Annotated in this window: 11 protein-coding genes; 9 read left to right on the top strand and 2 right to left on the bottom strand. The window is 73.0% G+C overall.

What is annotated here, in order from left to right:
• Positions 1-62: 62 nt before the first annotated feature.
• Positions 63-2,654, bottom strand: coding sequence for a transglycosylase domain-containing protein (locus ABT238_RS37370; RefSeq protein WP_350572189.1), 2,592 nt, complete (start codon positions 2,652-2,654; stop codon positions 63-65).
• Positions 2,655-3,162: 508 nt separating this feature from the next.
• Here ABT238_RS37370 and ABT238_RS37375 point away from each other — a divergent pair.
• The 5 genes from ABT238_RS37375 to ABT238_RS37395 all read left to right on the top strand — a co-directional run bounded on the left by ABT238_RS37375 (position 3,163) and on the right by ABT238_RS37395 (position 8,439).
• Positions 3,163-3,861 carry a PadR family transcriptional regulator gene (locus ABT238_RS37375; RefSeq protein ID WP_350806481.1) on the top strand — a complete coding sequence of 233 codons (699 nt, stop codon included), beginning with the start codon at positions 3,163-3,165 and terminating at the stop codon, positions 3,859-3,861.
• Positions 3,862-3,989: 128 nt separating this feature from the next.
• A complete protein-coding gene (locus tag ABT238_RS37380; protein ID WP_350572191.1) occupies positions 3,990-5,072 on the top strand; it encodes an inositol-3-phosphate synthase in 1,083 nt (360 codons plus the stop codon).
• A gap of 139 nt (positions 5,073-5,211) precedes the next feature.
• A complete protein-coding gene (locus tag ABT238_RS37385; protein ID WP_350572192.1) occupies positions 5,212-6,549 on the top strand; it encodes an MFS transporter in 1,338 nt (445 codons plus the stop codon).
• A gap of 113 nt (positions 6,550-6,662) precedes the next feature.
• On the top strand, positions 6,663-7,313 hold the full coding sequence (locus ABT238_RS37390; RefSeq protein WP_350572193.1) for an LppU/SCO3897 family protein: 651 nt from the start codon (positions 6,663-6,665) through the stop codon (positions 7,311-7,313).
• A gap of 37 nt (positions 7,314-7,350) precedes the next feature.
• Entirely contained in the window at positions 7,351-8,439 is a 1,089-nt protein-coding gene (locus ABT238_RS37395; RefSeq protein WP_350806491.1) for an LppU/SCO3897 family protein, read from the top strand.
• Between the two features lie 86 nt (positions 8,440-8,525).
• Here the strand turns inward: ABT238_RS37395 and ABT238_RS37400 are convergent, their stop codons facing one another.
• Positions 8,526-9,947, bottom strand: a complete 1,422-nt coding sequence (locus tag ABT238_RS37400) for a CCA tRNA nucleotidyltransferase (RefSeq protein WP_350572198.1) — start codon at positions 9,945-9,947, stop codon at positions 8,526-8,528.
• 387 nt (positions 9,948-10,334) lie between these two features.
• Here ABT238_RS37400 and ABT238_RS37405 point away from each other — a divergent pair, with 387 nt between their 5' ends.
• The 4 genes from ABT238_RS37405 to sigM form a co-directional block, all read left to right on the top strand.
• The gene (locus ABT238_RS37405; protein ID WP_350572195.1) at positions 10,335-12,863 is read left to right on the top strand and encodes a DUF6049 family protein; all 2,529 of its coding nucleotides are present in this window, start codon (positions 10,335-10,337) and stop codon (positions 12,861-12,863) included.
• 57 nt (positions 12,864-12,920) lie between these two features.
• Positions 12,921-15,431, top strand: a complete 2,511-nt coding sequence (gene murJ, locus ABT238_RS37410) for a murein biosynthesis integral membrane protein MurJ (RefSeq protein WP_350572196.1) — start codon at positions 12,921-12,923, stop codon at positions 15,429-15,431.
• Between the two features lie 228 nt (positions 15,432-15,659).
• Positions 15,660-17,693: a protein kinase family protein gene (locus ABT238_RS37415; RefSeq protein WP_350572197.1), complete on the top strand. Its 2,034-nt coding sequence runs from the start codon at positions 15,660-15,662 to the stop codon at positions 17,691-17,693.
• 34 nt (positions 17,694-17,727) lie between these two features.
• Positions 17,728-18,398 (top strand): RNA polymerase sigma factor SigM (gene sigM, locus ABT238_RS37420; RefSeq protein WP_502891499.1); only part of this gene is annotated, 671 nt, incomplete at its 3' end.

Raw genomic sequence — 18,398 nt, forward strand, 5'->3', positions numbered from 1 at the left:
CATGGCCATGGATGAACGCCACGATGCCCTGGCACAGCGCTACTACACGAAGGCCTACCGTCCTACGGTGCGGCCGCGTTGCCGTTCGGGGACGGCGAGGTCGATCCGCTGGGCCTGGGCGGCTTGGTGGTCGGACCGCCGGTCGCGCCGCCGGCGCCACCACCGGGGTCGGTGGTCGGCGGCTGGGTCGGCGTGGTGCAGCCGATCGGGCCGAGCAGGCAGCTCGGCGACGGGCTGGTGCCGCCCGTGCCGCCACCGGTCCCTCCGCCGGTGCCGCCACCGACGGTACCTCCGCCGGTGCCACCGCCCGTACCGCCGCCGGTGCCACCGCCCGTACCGCCACCGGGGTTCGGGTTGGTCTTGGTCGGCGCCGGCTGGGTGGGCACCGTGCCGGGGCAGTCCACCCCGGGGACGCAGGCCGGCTCCTGGGTCGCCGGCGGCTGGGTCGGCTGGCCGGCGTTCGGGTCCGCCGGGGCGGTGGGCGCGGTCTCGGTCGCGGTCGGCGTCGGCGTGGCGCTGGCCGTGCTGGGCGCGCCCGAGGAGTCGACCTGCGAGCCGATCGGCTGCGGGGTCGGGAAGTCCAGCTTCTTCTCGTTGGCGAGCGCGGCCTTCATGTACCGGGTGAAGACGTCCGCCGGGACGTCACCACCGTGCACCGTGTCCTTGCCGCCGGTGCCCTTCAGCTCCAGCCGCCCCGGGTGGGCCGGGTCCTCGCGCCACATCGCCACGCTGGTGGCCAGCTGCGGGGTGTAGCCGACCCACCAGGCCGACATGGCCTCGTCGGTGGTACCGGTCTTGCCCGCCACCGGGCGGCCCAGGGTGTTGGTCTTCTTGCCGGTACCGTTCTTCGCCACGTTCACCAGCACGTCGGTGATGTTGTCGGCGACGGCGGGCTCCAGCGCCTGCTTGGTCTCGTGCTTGCCGAAGCCGGGCCGCTCCTTGCCGTCCAGCAGGACCTTGGTGACCGAGTACGGGTCGGCCTGCTTGCCACTGGCGGCGAAGGTCGCGTAGGCGTCGGCCATCCGGATCGGGCTGATGGTGGAGACGCCGAGCGGGAAGGTGATGGTGTTCGCCTCCTTCTCGATGTTCTCCTTGCGGATGCCCACCGCCTCGGCGATCTGCATGACGTTCTGGCCGCCGACGTCCTGGTTCAGCTGGACGAAGGGCACGTTGTAGGAGTACTGCATGGCCATCCGCAGCGAGACGTAGCCGCGCTTGCCCTTCTCCTCGTTCGCCTGGCGGTAGGGCTTGCCCTCGTCGCCGATCACCAGTGAGCCGTCCGGCTTGCGGATCTCCGACATGTCGTCGGACAGGTAGCGGCTGTCGGCGTTGATCCGCTTCGGCTTGCCCTTCTCGTCGGTCGCGGTCTGCACGCCGGTCTGCATCGCGGCGGCCAGCACGAAGGGCTTGAAGGTCGAGCCGACCTGCACGCCCTGGGCGTCGGCGTTGTTCCCGTGGTGGCCGTTCTCCACGCCGTCACCGCCGTAGATGGCGACGATCGCACCGTCGTTGGGAACGACGCTGGCCGCGCCGAACTGGACGAAGTTGTCGGTCGCCGGGCGCTTCTGCGGGTTGAGCTGCTCGGCCTTGACGTCGTCCACGGCCTTCTTCAGGGCGTCGACCTTGTCCTTCTGGAAGGTCGTGTAGATCTTGAAGCCGCCCTTGTCGATCGCCCGCTGGTCGATCGTCGGGTCCTTGGCCATGACGAACTTGTTGGCGGTCTCGACCAGGTAGCTGATCTGACCGTTCATGTTGGCCGGCGGAACCTGCTTGATCGGCTGGGGGAAGGCGGTGCACTTCGCCCGTTCCTCGGGAGTGGCGTTCTTCGTCTCCACCATCCGGTCGAGGATCCACGCCCAGCGCTCCTCGGCGCGGGCGCGGTTGGCCTCGACCGTCGGGTCGTAGAACGACGCGCCCTTGAGCAGGCCGGCCAGCATGGCGCTCTGGCACAGGTCGAGGTCCTTGGCGTTGACGCCGTAGTACGCCTGGGCGGCGGCCTGGGCGCCGGTCGCGCCGCGGCCGAACCAGCTGGTGTTCAGGTAGCCCTTGAGGATGTCGTTCTTCTCGAACTCCTGGTTCACCTTCAGGGTGATGAAGAACTCCTTCACCTTGCGCGAGAGCGTCTGCTCCTGCGTCAGGTAGGCGTTCTTCACGTACTGCTGGGTGATCGTCGAGGCGCCCTGGGTCTCGCCGCCCTTGGCCATGTTGATGACCGCGCGCATCATGCCCTTGGGGTCGATGCCGCTGTCGGTGCGGAAGGTCGCGTTCTCCGCGGAGATGACCGCGTTCTGCAGGTTGGGCGAGATGTCGGCGAGCTCGACGATCTGCCGGTTGGTCTCGCCCTTGCGGACCATCTCGGTGTTGTCGGCCCAGTAGTAGATGTTGTTCTGGTCGTTCACCAGCGCGTTCAGCTTCGGGATCTCGGTCGTCTGGTAGACGAAGAAGACCGCGCCCACGCAGGCCGCGACGAACAGCAGCACGGCGCTCAGCCACTGGCGCCAGGACGGCAGCCAGCGGCGGACGCCCTGCTTGCCGAAGCGCGGGTAGTCGATGAGCCGCTTCTTCCCCGGGGTCGCGCCCCGGTCGTCCGCCGCCGCGCCACCGCGCCGGCCGCCGCCCTTCTGCGCTGCCTTGCGCATCTCGGCGCGGGTCATCCGGGGCTGCTGGGCGGTGTCCCGCCCGCCCTGGGGTCTGCGTCGGCCGAGCCCCTCCGAACCGATCTCGTCACGCCCGGCGCCTGCCGGACGCCCGTTGTCTCCGCCCGGGGGACGACCGTCGCCACCGGGCGACCTGCGTCGTCGTTCGCTCATGTTCCAGCTACTCCTCGCCAGGCCGGTCGAGCCTGAAGGCAGGGTCCACGTCCGATGCCCGCAACCGACCTAACCCCGGAGGTGGTCCTCGTGCACACGCGACAGCGTACGCAGCTCGGATACCGGCCCAATCGGGCATCAACTGCCAATAGCCGCAAAACGGCAGCAGATCATTACACGCCCGTTGCCAAGCACACCCGCGCGTCGCCTTGTGATCACATTCACGCGCGTCCCCCTTGCCGGTTCGGGGACCCAGGCTTACTGTTCTCGATATATCGAGCCGATACATCGGAGCGACATACCGCCGAGGGAGGCGGGTCGCGGACCGGCCGGGGAAGGGAGGACGACGGCAGTGGGCAGGCGCTCAGGAGTGCTGGAGTTCGCCGTTCTCGGACTGCTCCACGACGCCCCGATGCACGGGTACGAGCTGCGCAAGCGGCTCAACGTCCTGCTCGGCTCGTTCCGCGCGTTCTCGTACGGAACGCTCTACCCCTGTCTGAAGAGCCTGGTGGCCCAGGGTTTCCTGGTCGAGGACAACCCGGACGTCGAGTACGTCCCGGCCACCGCGCTCAACGGCAAGCGGTCCAAGATCGTCTACCGGCTGTCCGCCGAGGGCAAGCAGCGCTTCGAGGAGCTGCTCGCCGACTCCGGCCCGGACGCCTGGGAGGACGAGCACTTCGGCGTGCACTTCGCCTTCTTCGGCCAGACCGACCGGGCCGTGCGGATGCGCGTGCTGGAGGGCCGCCGCAGCCGGCTGGAGGAGCGTCTGGAGCGGATGCGCAACTCGCTCGCCCGGGCCCGCGAGCGGTTCGACGACTACACCGTCGAGCTGCAGCGGCACGGGCTGGAGTCGGTGGAACGCGAGGTCCGCTGGCTCAACGAGCTGATCGAGACCGAGCGGGCCAACCGCACCGGCCGGACCGGCCCGTCGGCCGGCGCGACCGGCCCCGCAGTACCCAGGACTTCGGACGGCCGAGGCGAGGAGGACGGGTCCGTGGACCCGCCCGGGCCACCGTACGACCGCCCGGGGCGCTCCGCCCAGGAGCGCTGACACCGCGTCAGCTCTGTGCCGCGCGGCAGGAGGGGGCGCGTCCACGCGCCCGTCAGCAGTCATCGAAGAAGCAGGACGAGTACCGCCGACCCCCGGCGGCGCTCATGAGATCACAGGGAGCAACCGGAATGGGTTCGGTTCGCGTAGCCATCGTGGGCGTGGGCAACTGCGCCACGTCGCTGGTGCAGGGTGTCGAGTACTACAAGGACGCCGACCCGGCCGGCAAGGTCCCCGGGCTGATGCACGTCCAGTTCGGTGACTACCACGTCCGTGACGTGGAGTTCGTCGCCGCCTTCGACGTCGACGCCAAGAAGGTCGGTCAGGACCTCGCGCACGCCATCACGGCGTCCGAGAACAACACCATCAAGATCTGCGACGTGCCGCCGACCGGCATCACCGTCCAGCGCGGCCACACCCTCGACGGTCTGGGCAAGTACTACCTGGAGACCATCGAGGAGTCGGACGAGACCCCGGTCGACGTCGTCCAGGCCCTGAAGGACGCCCAGGTCGACGTCCTGGTCTGCTACCTGCCGGTCGGATCCGAGCAGGCCGCCAAGTTCTACGCCCAGTGCGCCATCGACGCCAAGGTCGCCTTCGTGAACGCCCTCCCGGTGTTCATCGCCGGCACCAAGGAGTGGGCGGACAAGTTCACCGAGGCCGGCGTGCCGATCGTCGGTGACGACATCAAGTCCCAGGTCGGCGCCACCATCACGCACCGCGTCATGGCCAAGCTGTTCGAGGACCGCGGTGTCATCCTCGAGCGCACCATGCAGCTGAACGTCGGCGGCAACATGGACTTCAAGAACATGCTCGAGCGCGAGCGCCTGGAGTCCAAGAAGATCTCCAAGACCCAGGCCGTCACCTCGCAGATCCGCGACCGCGAGCTGGGCTCCAAGAACGTCCACATCGGTCCCTCGGACTACGTGGCCTGGCTGGACGACCGCAAGTGGGCCTACGTCCGCCTGGAGGGCCGTGCGTTCGGCGACGTCCCGCTGAACCTGGAGTACAAGCTCGAGGTCTGGGACTCCCCGAACTCGGCCGGTGTCATCATCGACGCCGTGCGCGCCGCGAAGATCGCCAAGGACCGCGGCATCGGCGGCCCGATCCTCTCCGCCTCCTCGTACTTCATGAAGTCCCCGCCGGTCCAGTACTTCGACGACGAGGCCCGCGAGAACGTCGAGAAGTTCATCCGCGGCGAGGTCGAGCGCTGAACCTGAGCACCTCCGGGCACTGAGCCCGGTCCCGCTCGGACACCGGACGGGCCCACGGTCGACGACCGTGGGCCCGTCCGCCTTCACGGGTCGAATGTTTCACGTGAAACGGCGGCCGGTTCCATGGCACTCTGGGCACGTGGCGATCACCGAGAACGGCAGCACCCACCGGACCGCGCACCGTGCCACGCTCCTCGGCCTGCTCCGCGGCCCCGACTTCCGTCGGCTGCTGACCGCCAGAGTGCTGTCCCAGCTCTCCGACGGCGTCTTCCAGGTCTCGCTCGCCGCCTACGTCGTCTTCTCCCCGGAGAAGCAGTCCTCACCGGCCGACATCGCCTCGGTACTGGCCGTGATGCTGCTGCCGTTCTCGGTGATCGGCCCCTTCGCCGGCGTCCTGCTGGACCGCTGGCGCCGCCGCCAGGTGCTCTACCTGGGCAACCTGGCCCGCTTCGGACTGGGCCTGGTCACCGGCGGGCTCCTCCTGGCCCAGGCGCCGACCTGGCTCTTCTTCGCCTCCGCGCTCATGGTCACCGCGCTCAACCGGTTCATCCTGGCGGGCCTGTCGGCGGCCCTGCCCCGAGTGGTGCGCGGCGAGCAGCTGGTCACCGCCAACGCCCTCGCCCCCACCCTGGGCACCGTAGCGGCCGCCTGCGGCGGCGGGCTGGGCTTCCTGCTGCACCAGGTGATGTCCCCCGGGCCGAGGGCCGACGCCGCCCTGGTCTCGCTCGCCGCCCTGCTCTACCTCTCCGCCGCGCTGGCGGCGCTGCGGATGGACCGCGACCTGCTCGGCCCCGGGCACCACCCGGGCCGCCCCGCGCTCGGCCAGGCCCTGGTCCAGGCCGCCCGCGAACTGCGCGCCGCCGTCACCCACCTGGTGCGCGACCGGCGGCCGGCGGCGCACGCGCTGGCCGCCGTGACCGCGGCCCGGTTCTGCTACGGCGTGCTGATCGTGGTCGTGGTGATGCTCTCCCGGTACACCTTCAACGACCCCGCCGACAGCTCGGCCGGCCTGGCCACCCTGGGGCTGGCGGTCGGCCTCTCCGCCGCCGGGTTCTTCGTCGCCGCGGTGATCAGCCCCTGGTGCAGCCGACGGCTCGGGCTGGCCGGCTGGCTGACGCTCTGCCTGGCCGCGCCGGTGCTCTTCGTACCGCTGCTCGGTCTCGGCTTCCGCCTGGTGCCCTGCCTGATCGCGGCGCTGCTGCTCGGCGTGGTCACCCAGGGCACCAAGATCTGTGCCGACACCGTGGTGCAGGAGTCGGTCGAGGACGACTACCGCGGCCGGGTCTTCGCCATCTACGACGTGCTCTTCAACGTCGCCTTCGTGGCCGCCGCCCTGGTCACGGCGCTGGTGCTGCCGCTCTCCGGCCGCTCGGTCGCGGTCGTCCTGGGGGTGTCCCTGGTGTACGCGGCGGCGGCCGTGCTCTACCTGCGCGCCGCCCGCCGCACCGGCCCGCTGCCCGGCGACCCGTCCTGCTGACCGCCGCCGGCCTCGGGCGGAGGCCGCCCCTGCGGCCCGGGGCCGTCGGCGCGAGTCGCTAAGGTACGTCAGATCTGTCGGAGCGACAGCAGTCTGTCTCGGGGGACAATCTGATGAGCACACCACAACATCCCTACGGGCCGCCGCCTCAGGCGTACGGCCCGGCGCCGGTCCCGCAGCCCTACGGCGCACCCGCACCCCAGCCCTACGGCCCGCCCCAGCCGGCGCCCGCCGGGTACGGCGCACCGCCGCCCCCGCCCGGCTACGGCTACCAGGCCGCCCAGGCCGCCCCGCAGGCGGCGCCCCCGTACCCGCACCAGCCGTACCCGCAGCAGCCCCACCCGCAGGCCCCCTACGGCCCGCCCTCGCCGCACGGCTACCCGCCGGCCGCCCCGGTCCCGCCCGGCGCGCCGGCCGCGAAGGGCCGCGGCAAGGCCCGGCTGAAGGCGGCCGGCCTGGTCCTGGGCGTGATCGCCCTGGTCGTCGGCTACTTCGTGAGCGGTCCGAGCGTCAGCAGCGCCAAGGCCGGCGACTGCGTCAAGGCCTCCGGCTCGCGCGACGTCTCGGTGGTCAAGTGCACCGACAGCAAGGCGAACTACAAGGTGCTGGCCACGTTCGACTCCACCACCGACGCCACCCGCTGCCGCAGCACCGCGGGCACCACCAGCACCGTCTCGGGCAAGAGCGGCCGCCGCTGGAACAAGAAGCGGTACGTGCTCTGCCTCGGCCCGCTCACCGGCGTCCCGCCGGTGAAGAAGTCCTGACCCACCGTCACCCGACCTTCCTTCCCGGGGGATCCCCTTGTCCGTTCCGCCGCCCCAGCTGCCGTACGGCGGCATGCCGCCCGCCGACGGCGCCAACCCGTACGCCACGGGCAACCCTTACGCCGGTGCGCCGGCCCCGCAGCCCCCGGCCGGCCCCGCGCCGGCCGGCTACGGCTACCCGGCCGCCCCGCCGCCGGCCGCCCCGCCGCCAGCCGCCCCGCCCGGCTACGGCGCTCCCGCCCAGGCCCCGCCCGGCGGCTACGCCTACCCCCCGCAGGCCGGGGGTTACCCGGCGCCGGCCGGCTACGCCCACCAGGGCGGACCGGTCTGCCGGTTCTGCGGCGGCTTCCCGGCCGTCGACACCACCGTCCGGGGCCACCAGGGCATCATCATCATCATGCGGTTCCTGAAGCAGCCGGGACCGTTCTGCCGCACCTGCGGCACCGCCGTGGTCCGCGACATGTCGGCCCGCACCCTGGTCCAGGGCTGGTGGAGCTACCTCTCCGGCATCTTCACCGTGGTCACCCTGCTGCGGAACCTCGCCGCCCACAACAGGATCAAGGACCTGCCGCCGCCGGCGCCCGGCACCCACGGACCGCAGCTCGACCCGGGCGTGCCGCTCACCAGGCGCCCGCACATCTTCATGCTGCTGCTGCCGGTGCTCGGGATCGGCTCGACGATCGTCCTGATCGCGACCGGCGCCTTCCTCGGCGCCCGGCACGCCGACGACCCGTACCGGCCGCTGGTGCTGCCCACGCCGACCACGGTGACCGTCCCCGCGCCGACCTTCTCGCCGAGCTTCTCGCTGCCGCCGGTGGCGCCGGCCCCGACGATCACCCTGCCGACGCCCTCCGCCACCTCCAAGGTGCCGAGCGACATCGACTACGCCAAGGCCGGCGACTGCCTGCGCAACGAGAACGGCACCACGGCCACCCACGACGCCAACCCGCGGATCACCATGCTCCCCTGCACCGACGCGCGGGCCCAGTACAAGGTGCTCAAGAAGGTCTACGCGACCAGCGACAACGACACCGCCTGCGAGAACGTGACGGGCACCGAGAGCACTTACACCCGTGACGCGAGCACCGAGGCGCTCAGCTTCGTCCTCTGCCTGAAGAAGCTCTGAGCCCCGGGACGGCCCCGAGCCCCGCGGACGGGCCGGGGGCGGTCCCGGGTTCTCCCCTGGACCGCCCCCGCCCGCCGCTCCGTGTCCTACTGCTGGGCGTCCCACCAGGAGCGCAGCGCCGCCACCGCGGCCTCGTGCTCCATCGGGCCGTGCTCCAGCCGCAGCTCCAGCATGTGCTTGTACGCCTTGCCGACCATCGGCCCGGGCTTGAGGCCGAGCAGCTCCATGATCTGGTTGCCGTCCAGCGCGGGGCGCACGGCGTCCAGCTCCTCCCGCGCCCTGAGCTCGCCGATCCGCTCCTCCAGGCCGTCGTAGGTGCGGGAGAGCGTGGCCGCCTTCTTCTTGTTCCGGGTGGTGCAGTCCGAGCGGGTCAGCTTGTGCAGCCGCTCCAGCAGCGGGCCGGCGTCGGTGACGTAGCGGCGCACCGCCGAGTCGGTCCACTCGCCGCCGCCGTAGCCGTGGAACCGCAGGTGCAGCTCGACCAGGCGCGAGACGTCCTCGGTGAGCTCCTTCGAGTACTTCAGCTCGCGCATCCGCTTGCGGGTCATCTTGGCGCCCACCACCTCGTGGTGGTGGAAGGAGACCCGGCCGTCCGACTCGAAGCGGCGGGTGCGCGGCTTGCCGATGTCGTGCAGCAGCGCGGCCAGCCGCAGGGTGAGGTCCGGGCCGTCCTGCTCCAGGTCGATGGCCTGCTCCAGGACGGTCAGCGAGTGCTCGTAGACGTCCTTGTGCCGGTGGTGCTCGTCGCGCTCCAGGCGCAGCGCGGGCAGCTCGGGCAGCACGTGGTCGGCCAGTCCGGTGTCGACCAGCATCCGCAGGCCCTTGACCGGGTTGCGGGCCAGCAGCAGCTTGTTGAGCTCGGCCTGGACCCGCTCGGCGGAGACGATGGTGATCCGCTCGGCCATCGCGGTCATCGCCGTGACCACCTCGGGGGCCGGATCGAAGTCCAGCTGGGCGGCGAACCGGGCGGCCCGCATCATCCGCAGCGGGTCGTCGGAGAAGGACTCCTCGGGGGTGGCGGGGGTGCGCAGCACCCGGGCCTCCAGGTCCTCCAGGCCGTGGTGCGGGTCGACGAAGCCCCGGCCGGGCAGGTCGACGGCCATCGCGTTGACCGTGAAGTCGCGGCGGACCAGGTCCTCCTCGATGGTGTCGCCGTAGGTCACCTCGGGCTTGCGGGAGGTGCGGTCGTACGCCTCGGAGCGGTAGGTGGTGATCTCGATCAGGAAGGACCCCTGCGGGGTGTCCTTGCGCGCGCCGACCGTACCGAAGGCGATGCCGACGTCCCACACCGCGTCGGCCCAGCCGCGCACGAGCTTGAGCACCTGCTCCGGACGGGCGTCGGTGGTGAAGTCCAGGTCGTTGCCGAGCCGGCCCAGCAGGGCGTCCCGGACCGAGCCGCCGACCAGCGCGAGCCGGTGACCGGCCGCCTGGAAGCGGCGGGCGATCTCGTCGGCGACCGGGGACACCCGCAGCAGTTCCTGCAGTCCCAGGGTCTGGGCTTCGCTCAGGCCGGGGACGACCTGGACGGCGGAACTGGAATGATGGGCGCCGGTCGGGTGGGCGGTGGGCTCATTGGCAGTGGACACGGCTCACAAGGGTACGTGGCCCGGCGGCCCCGCCGCCCGCGCGTTCACGCGCGCTCACTCCCCGGCCCGCAACACCGCACCCCTCACCACATCGTTACCATGCCGGTGGGACGAGTCCGGGGCACCGACGGCGGGCCGCGGTGCCGTGCGCCGTCATGGCCGCCCGGACGACGGACGACACCACCTTTTTCTTCACGGCTGATCCTCACGGCACCCCCCACGGCCGGCGGAACATCCGCAGCAGCACGGCACCAGCAGCAGCAGCGATCGAGAACGGCGAGGGCGAACCCGTGAGCGAGGGCGGACCGCGTGAGTGAGCCGGCACGGCACCCGGGACGGTGGGCGGACGGGCGCCCCGGGCGGGTCCTGCGACGAGCCGCCCGGCGACTGGCCGGCGCGGCCGGCGCCGCGCTGGTGCTCGCCACCGCGCTGCCCGGCCTCCCGGCGGCCTCGGCGGCCCCCGCCGGCAAAGCGGCCCAGACCGACTCGACGGTCACCGCCGAGTACCCGGTGTCGATGACCATCGAGTCGGTGAACAAGCCGGTGGCCACCCCGAACGGCATCGTGACCGTCTCCGGGCACGTCACCAACGGCGGGAAGTCCGTCCTCAAGTCCGCGCACGCGACGGTCCGCAAGCCCTGGGCGGGCAAGCCGCTGACCACCCGCAGCGAACTCGCCGGGGTGGCCGCCCGGACCACCCCGCAGGGGGCGGACGGCATCTCGCTGGACAGCCCGCAGTACGCGCTGAACGAGCTCGGCCCCGGCCAGAGCCAGCCGTACACGCTGAGCGTCGCCGTCGCGGACCTGCAGCTCTCCACCGAGGGCGTGTACGAGCTGGCGGTGGACGTCTGGGGCTCGACCACCGACAACCAGCGCGACCGCCCGCTGGGCATCGCCCGCACCTTCCTGCCCTACGACCCGAACCCGAGCGAGGCGCAGCCGTCCAAGGTCACCACCCTCTGGCCGCTGACGCACGCCCCGGTCCTGGTCGCCCAGACCCTCTCCGACAACGACCAGACCGCCCCGGTGCTGCGCGACGACAGCCTGGCCGCCGAGTTCGCGCCCGGCGGGCGGCTGTACGCGCTGGTCGAGACGGGCGCCACGCTGACCGGGCTGACCTGGGTGGTCGACCCGGACCTGCTGGACACCGCGTTCGCCATGGCCAAGCCCAACTACCGGGTGCAGAAGCCCGGCACCTCGGGCGACGCGGCCAAGGAGGAGAACACCGTCGCCGGCACCGGCACGGCCGCCGCCACGGCCTGGCTGGAGAAGCTGCGGGACGCCGTCGCCAAGCCGGGCAGCCAGGTGGTGGCGCTGCCCTACGCCGATCCGGACCTCGCCTCGATCGCGCACAACGCCGCCGAGTTGGAGGGCATCGACGCCGCGCTCGGCAAGGCGGCCACCGCCGGCCGGCTGACCGTCGAGGGCCGGCTCTCGGTGGACACCCGCGCCGACGTCGCCTGGCCCTACCAGGGCCACCTGGACCAGCGGATCGCCTCGGTCGCCCAGCGCGCCGGCGCCGGCCTGGTGCTGGTGAACGGCGCGAGCATGCCCGAGTCGGACGCGCTGAAGTACACCCCCACGGCCACCCGGCCGATCGGCAACGGCCAGACCGCGGTGGTCGCCGACCAGACGGTCTCCTCGCTGTTCGAGCAGGACCTGGCGACCCCGCAGGACCAGACCCTGGCGCTCCAGCGGTTCCTCGCCGAGACCCTCGTGATCTCCCGGCAGGAGCCGCAGCACCCGCGCGGTCTGCTCGTCATGCCGCCGCGCGAGCTCACCGCCGGCACCGCCAAGGTGCTGGCCGGCGCCCTCCAGACGGCCCAGGACGGCAAGTGGGTGGAGCCGGTCAAGCTGGACGGGCTCGCCCAGATGCCGGCGGACCCGAAGGCCAGCACCGCGGTCCCGGCGGCGGCCGACTACCCGGCCCGGGTCCGCGACTCGGAGCTGCCCGCCGCCGACCTGACGGCCACCACCCGGATCCAGGCCAAGCTGGACACCCTGATGCGGGTGCTGACCCTGCCGCAGCGGGTGCGCGGGCCGTTCAGCGCGGCGATGGTCCGCTCGCTGTCCACCGAGTGGCGCGCCGAGGCCCCGGCCGGCAGCGAGTACCGCGCCGGCGTGGAGGAGTACCTCGACGAGCTCACCGGCGCGGTGAAGGTGCCGCCCAAGCGGGTCATCACCTTCGCCGGGGACACCGGCGTGCTCCAGGTCAGCGTCCGCAACGACCTCACCCAGACGGTCACCAACCTCAAGCTGGTGCTGAGCCCGAGCCAGCCCAACCGGCTCCGGGTCGAGCTGCCGGCCGAGGAACTGGTGCTGCCGGCCGCGCAGAGCGTCACGCTGCGCTTCCCGGCCGAGGCGAAGAACAACGGGACGGTGAACATGACCGCCCAGCTCTACACGACCGGGCCCGACCCGAAGCCGTACGGCGCACCGGTGGTCTTCAGGGTCGAGGTCACCTCGGTCACCAACGGCGTGCTGTACGTCTTCGGCGGCGGGCTGGTGCTGCTCCTGCTGGCGGCCCTGCGGTTCCTGCGCCAGCGCAAGCGGCGGGTGGCGCACGACGACGAGGGCGACGCGCCGCTCGCCCCGGCGGACGGTCCGCAGGACGGCCCGGACGGCGAGGGCCCGCAGGACGGCCCGGCGGACGGCCCGGCGCAGGATCCGGCGCCGGACCAGGTGGAGGACCCGACGGACGGCCCGGCGGGCGGACCGGACGGCCCCGACGGCCCGGGCGGTGCCCCGGGCCGGGGCGGCGACGCGGCGCGGACACCGCGCGACAGCAGCGCGGATGGCCGTGATCGGGCCACCAGTGATGAGAAGGTTGGTCCTTGACACCGCCGACACCGCCCGACCCCGGGGCGGCCTCCCCCACGACAGCGAAGAGGTGACATGACCGGGCGCAGCGAGGAGCGGCCTCCGGGCCGCGGAGAGGTCCGTCCGGGCGCCGAGTCGCCGTCCGGCGACTGGTACGTGGCCGACACCTATGCCCAGGACCCGTACGCGGCGGACGCGTACCAGGGCGGTCCGGGCGAGCAGGACCCGTACGGTCTGCGGGCCGCGCGGCCCGCCGCGCCGCAGCAGCCGGCGGCCGCCTACGACGTGCCGCCCCAGCTGCCGCCGCAGGGCGGCGAGTACCCGGCACCGGTGCCGCCCACGCCGTTCTCGCCCCCGGTGCCGCCGGTGCAGCCGGGCTGGGACACCCCGGTGTCGGCCGGCCGGCGCGAGGGCCTTCCGCCGCAGGCCGCCGCCCCGGCGGATCCGGCGGTCCCCGCGGGTCCGGCCGCCGCGGCCGGGGGCTGGGGCGGCCAGCCGCAGTGGCAGCCCGGCCCCGCGCACTCCTCCTGGGACTCCGAGTCCACCGAGTACGTCGGGGTGGACGCGCTGTTCGGCGGGAACCGGGCGACCGCCGAGGCGCCCCGCCCGCCGGCCCAGCAGCCCCCCGTCCAGCACCCGCCCGTCCAGCAGCCGGCGGCCGCGCAGCCGCCCGTCCCGCCCGCGCCGTTCCCCCCGGCCGGCGCGTACCCGGGGCAGCACGGGCCGCAGGCCCCGTACGGCCCCGGCCATCCCGGCGGCCACGGCCCGGACGGGCACCGCCCCTTCGTCCCGCCGATCGAGTTCGACCCGCCGCTCGCCGAGGACGAGGCCACCATGCAGGTGGCCGCGGTGCAGCTGCCGCCCGCGGTGGAGCCGCTCGCCGACCTCGCGGCCGAGGAGCGGTCCGCCCCGGCCGCCCCCGCGCCGGAGGACGGGAAGACGTCCGGCGGCAAGGTCGCCTCGCTGCTGAACTCCAGTGCGATCATGGCGGCCGGCACCCTGGTCTCCCGGGGCACCGGCTTCCTGCGCACCATGGTGATCGCCGGCGCGATCGGCATCGCCGTGATGGGTGACTCCTACAACGCGGCCAACACCCTGCCGACCCTGCTCTACATCCTGATCGGCGGCGGCGCGCTGAACGCCGTCTTCGTGCCGCAGCTGGTCCGCAGCATGAAGAACGACGCGGACGGCGGCACCGCCTACGCCAACCGGCTGCTCACCCTGGTGATGGTCGGCCTGGCCGGCGTGGTCCTGCTGGCCGTGCTCGTGGCACCGCTGCTGGTCCAGCTGATCGCCCACAAGATGATGACGGATCCGGCCCACGCGGACACCACCGTGGCGCTGACCAGGTACTGCCTGCCGACCATCTTCTTCATGGGCATCCACGTGGTGATGGGACAGATCCTCAACGCCCGCGGCCGGTTCGGCGCGATGATGTGGACCCCGGTCCTCAACAACATCGTGGTGATCTTCACCTTCGGCGCCTACATCTGGGTGTACGGCGGCTTCGACGGCGTCACCCCGGCGACCATCACCCCCGAGGGCGTCCGGCTGCTCGGCATCGGCACCCTGGTGGGCCTCGTCGTGCAGGCGCTGGCGATGATCCCCTACCTGCGGGCGGCCGGCTTCTCCTACCGGCCGCGCTTCGACTGGCGCGGCCACGGCCTGGGCAAGGCGGCCCGGCTGGCCAAGTGGACGTTCTTCTTCGTACTCGCCAACCAGGCCGGCTACCTGGTCATCACCCAGCTGGCCATCGCCGCCGGCAGTGACGCCGCGGCGGACGGCCACGGCGGTGTCGGCCTCGCGGCCTTCTCCAACGCCCTGCTGATCTGGCAGCTCCCGCAGGCAGTCATCACCGTCTCGATCATGAGCGCGGTGCTGCCCCGGCTGTCCCGCGCGGCCGCCGACGAGGACGCCGGCGCCGTCCGCGACGACCTCTCCTACGGGCTGCGCACCACGGCCGTCGCCGTCGTCCCCGCGGCGTTCCTCTTCCTCTCGCTCGGCCCGGCCATCGGCCAGTCCATCTATGCGGTGGGGGGCGGCGACACCGCTCTGGACGACGCCCGCAACGTCGGTCTGATGCTCTCCGCCTTCGCCTTGGGCCTGATCCCCTACTCGGCGCAGTACGTGATGCTCCGCGGCTTCTACGCCTACGAGGACACCCGCACGCCGTTCTCCAACACCGTCTGGGTGGCCGCCTGCCAGGCCGTCTTCTCGCTGCTCTGCTGGCTGCTGCTGCCCGCCGAGTGGACGGTCACCGGTATGGCCCTCGGCTACGGCCTCGCCTACGCCGTCGGAGTGACGGTCGCGCTGCCCAAGTTGAAGAAGAAGATCGGCGGCCTGGACACCAAGCGGATCGGCAAGACCTACTCCCGGCTCGCCACGGCCTCCGTCCCCGCCGCCCTGGTGGGCCTGGGCGTGAGCCTGGCGGTCACCCGGGTCGTCGGCGGCTGGGCCGGGGCCGTCCTGACCGTCCTGGTGGCCGGCGGCCTCCAGCTGGCCGTCTTCGTACTGATCGCGAAGCGGCTGCGGATCGAGGAGCTGAACGCCATGCTGGGTATGGTGCGCGGCCGACTGGGCCGCTGACCCGGCATCGGGCCGCCGCGCTCCCCGGACCGTCCCGGGCCGGGGCCCGGCGGCCCGATGCCGATCCGCACCACTTCTCTCCACCGTCAGGCAACCGCGCGGGCCTCCCGGCGGTCGTACCCGGTGGAGAACAGTGGGCACAATTGTCCTGGAGCACCGGGGCCACCGGCCGAAGCGCTCCAACGACTCTCTCAGGCCCGGGGCGACACAAGGGGAGGCTGGACCACGGTGGCTGATGGCACCAAGGCGGTCGTCGACACGTCAGCAGCTGACGGAGCGGCGGACGAGGCCGCGCTCGCCGCGGCGATCGACGAACTCGCCGACGGCACGGCCCGGGCCCGCACGGCCGGCTCTCCGGCGGACGCGCGCTCCGCCGTCGAGGAGGACGCCTCCGAGGACGAACCCGACGCCGGGGACGACGCCCCGGCCGACGCCACGGCCGACGCCACGGCCGAGGACGAGGACGCCTCCGAGGGCGACGCCGAGGACGGCGCCACGACCGGGGGCGCCCCGGCCGGGAGCGAGGAGACCTCGGAGATCACCGCCCCGCTGTCGGCCTCCGAGATCGCCGCCGAACTCGCCGCCGGCGACGCCGCCCGCCGGGCCGCCACCGCGTCAGCCGACCGCCCCGCCGGCAAGCGCCCGCCCCGGGACCCGCAGCCCACCCACGACCCCCGGGACACCGCCACCCTGCCGCAGACCCTGCCCGCCCCGCTGCGGCACAGCGGCGACCTCATCGGCCACCGCTACCGGCTGGAGGAGTGCATCTCCTCCACCGAGACCTTCAGCAGCTGGCGCGCGGTCGACGAGAAGCTGCGCCGCGCCGTCGGCGTCCACCTGATGGCCGCCGGCCACCAGCGGGCCCGCAAGGTCCTGGCCGCCGCCAAGTCGGCCGCCCTGCTCGGCGACCCGCGCTTCGTGCAGGTGCTGGACGCCGTCCAGGAGGGCGAACTGGTCTACGTCGTGCGCGAATGGCTGCCGCACGCTTCCGACCTCGCCAAGCTGCTCTCCGACGGCCCGATGGAGCCGCACGAGGCCTACCAGATGGTCCGCCAGGTCACCGACGCGGTGGCCGCCGCCCACCGGCGCGGCCAGGCCCACCTGCGGCTCACCCCGCGCTGCGTGCTGCGCACCGACAGCGGCCAGTACCGGATCAACGGCATCGCGGTGGACGCCGCCCTGCGCGGCCTGCCCGCCGAGGGCACCGAGGAGGACGCCGAGCGCGCCGACACCCGGGCCGTCGGCGCCCTGCTGTTCGCCGCGCTCACCCACCGCTGGCCCTACCCCGAGGACCGCTACGACCTGCGGGGCCTGCCGCGCGACCTCGGCACGGTGGCACCGGACCAGGTCCGGGCCGGGGTCCACAAGGGGCTGTCCGACCTGGCCGCCCGCGCCCTGTCCGACCACCCGCCGCACCACGCCGAGCCGATCACCACCCCCGAGGAACTCGCCCGGGCGATCGCGCTGATGCCGCGCATCCGCCAGCCCGAGCCCGAGCTGCCGGTCTTCACCAACCCGCCGCGCCACAACACCCACGCCCTGCCGACCGCGCCCAACCCGACCCGGGTGGTCGCCGCCCCCGGCACCGGCCCCACCCCGGTGACCGCGCCGGTGCGCCGCGCCGGGCGGCGGCTGCGCCGGGTGGTCAAGGTGACCGTCTGGACCGTCGCCCTCGGCGCCATCGGCGTGGCCTCCTGGCAGCTGGTCGACTACCTGCGCTCGCAGAGCACCGCCGTCGCGGCCCCCCAGCCCAGCGGCACCAGCGCCACCCCCAGCGCCCACACGCCCACCCACGACCCGGTGCCGGTCCCGGTCCTCCAGGCGATCTCCTACAACCCACTGGGCGACGGCCCGGAGGGCACTTTCGCCCAGGAGAAAGCCATCGACGGCGACCCGAACAGCGAGTGGACCACCAACTGGTACGGCGACCCCTTCGGTCCGAAGACCAAGGAGGGCACCGGCCTGCTGCTCGACCTCGGCACGGCGCAGACCGTCTCCAGCGTGAACGTCAAGCTCGCCACCCCCGCCACGGCCGAGCTGCGGATGCCCGGCAAGGGCATCGGCAACCCCACGGCGGCCAAGCCGAAGGACTTCGGCGTCCTCGGCAAGGAGACCGGCACCAGCCTCTCCTACGAGCTGGACAGCCCGGTCACCACCCGCTATCTCTTGATCTGGCTGACCGGCCTGACCAAGAACCCGGACACCATGTCCCATCCGGGTCAGTACCAGGGGCACATCGCCGACGTGAAGGTCTCCGGCTGACCCGCGGGCTGCGACGGGGCACGGACGGCGAGGGGTGGACGTGGCGCAGGACGGACCGGAGCACGACGACGACGCGGCGCTCCTCGCCCGGCACGTCGCGGGCGACCGGGAGGCCTTCGGCCGACTGGTGAACCGTCACCGCGACCGGCTCTGGGCCGTCGCCCTGCGCACCCTGGGCGACCGCGAGGAGGCCGCCGACGCCCTGCAGGACGCCCTGGTCTCCGCCTTCCGCTCCGCCCACACCTTCCAGGGCCGCTCGGCCGTCACCACCTGGCTGCACCGGATCGTGGTCAACGCCTGTCTGGACCGCGCCCGCCGCGCCGCCACCCGCCGGACCAAGCCGCTCGACGACGACCCGCAACGGCTGGACGCCCTGGTCGGCTCCGCCGAGCCGGCCGACTCCCCGGTGGTCCGCGCCGAGGTGCACCGCGAGCTGTCCGCCGCACTCGCCGCCCTGCCCGCCGAACAGCGGGCCGCACTGGTCCTGGTCGACATGCAGGGCTACCCCGTCGCCGAGGCCGCCGAACTGCTGGGCGTGCCGGTCGGCACGGTGAAGAGCCGCTGCGCCCGCGGCCGCGCCCGGCTGCTGCCGCTCGTCCGGCACCTGCGCGAGGAGACTCCCGCCGACGGGGGCGGTGTTTCACGTGAAACACCGCCCCCGTCGCCGGTCGGTAGAGGGGGGGGGTGGGTAAGAGTGTTGGTTGG

It is taken from the genome of Kitasatospora sp. NPDC001527 (genome assembly GCF_040298605.1).
In the GTDB taxonomy this organism is placed as follows: domain Bacteria; phylum Actinomycetota; class Actinomycetes; order Streptomycetales; family Streptomycetaceae; genus Kitasatospora.

Coding starts and splice junctions, on each gene's coding strand:
- ABT238_RS37370 (WP_350572189.1), bottom strand. CDS start 2,654: ATGACCCGCGCCGAGATGCGCAAGGCAGCGCAGAAGGGCGGCGGCCGG.
- ABT238_RS37380 (WP_350572191.1), top strand. CDS start 3,990: ATGGGTTCGGTTCGCGTAGCCATCGTGGGCGTGGGCAACTGCGCCACG.
- ABT238_RS37390 (WP_350572193.1), top strand. CDS start 6,663: ATGAGCACACCACAACATCCCTACGGGCCGCCGCCTCAGGCGTACGGC.
- murJ (WP_350572196.1), top strand. CDS start 12,921: ATGACCGGGCGCAGCGAGGAGCGGCCTCCGGGCCGCGGAGAGGTCCGT.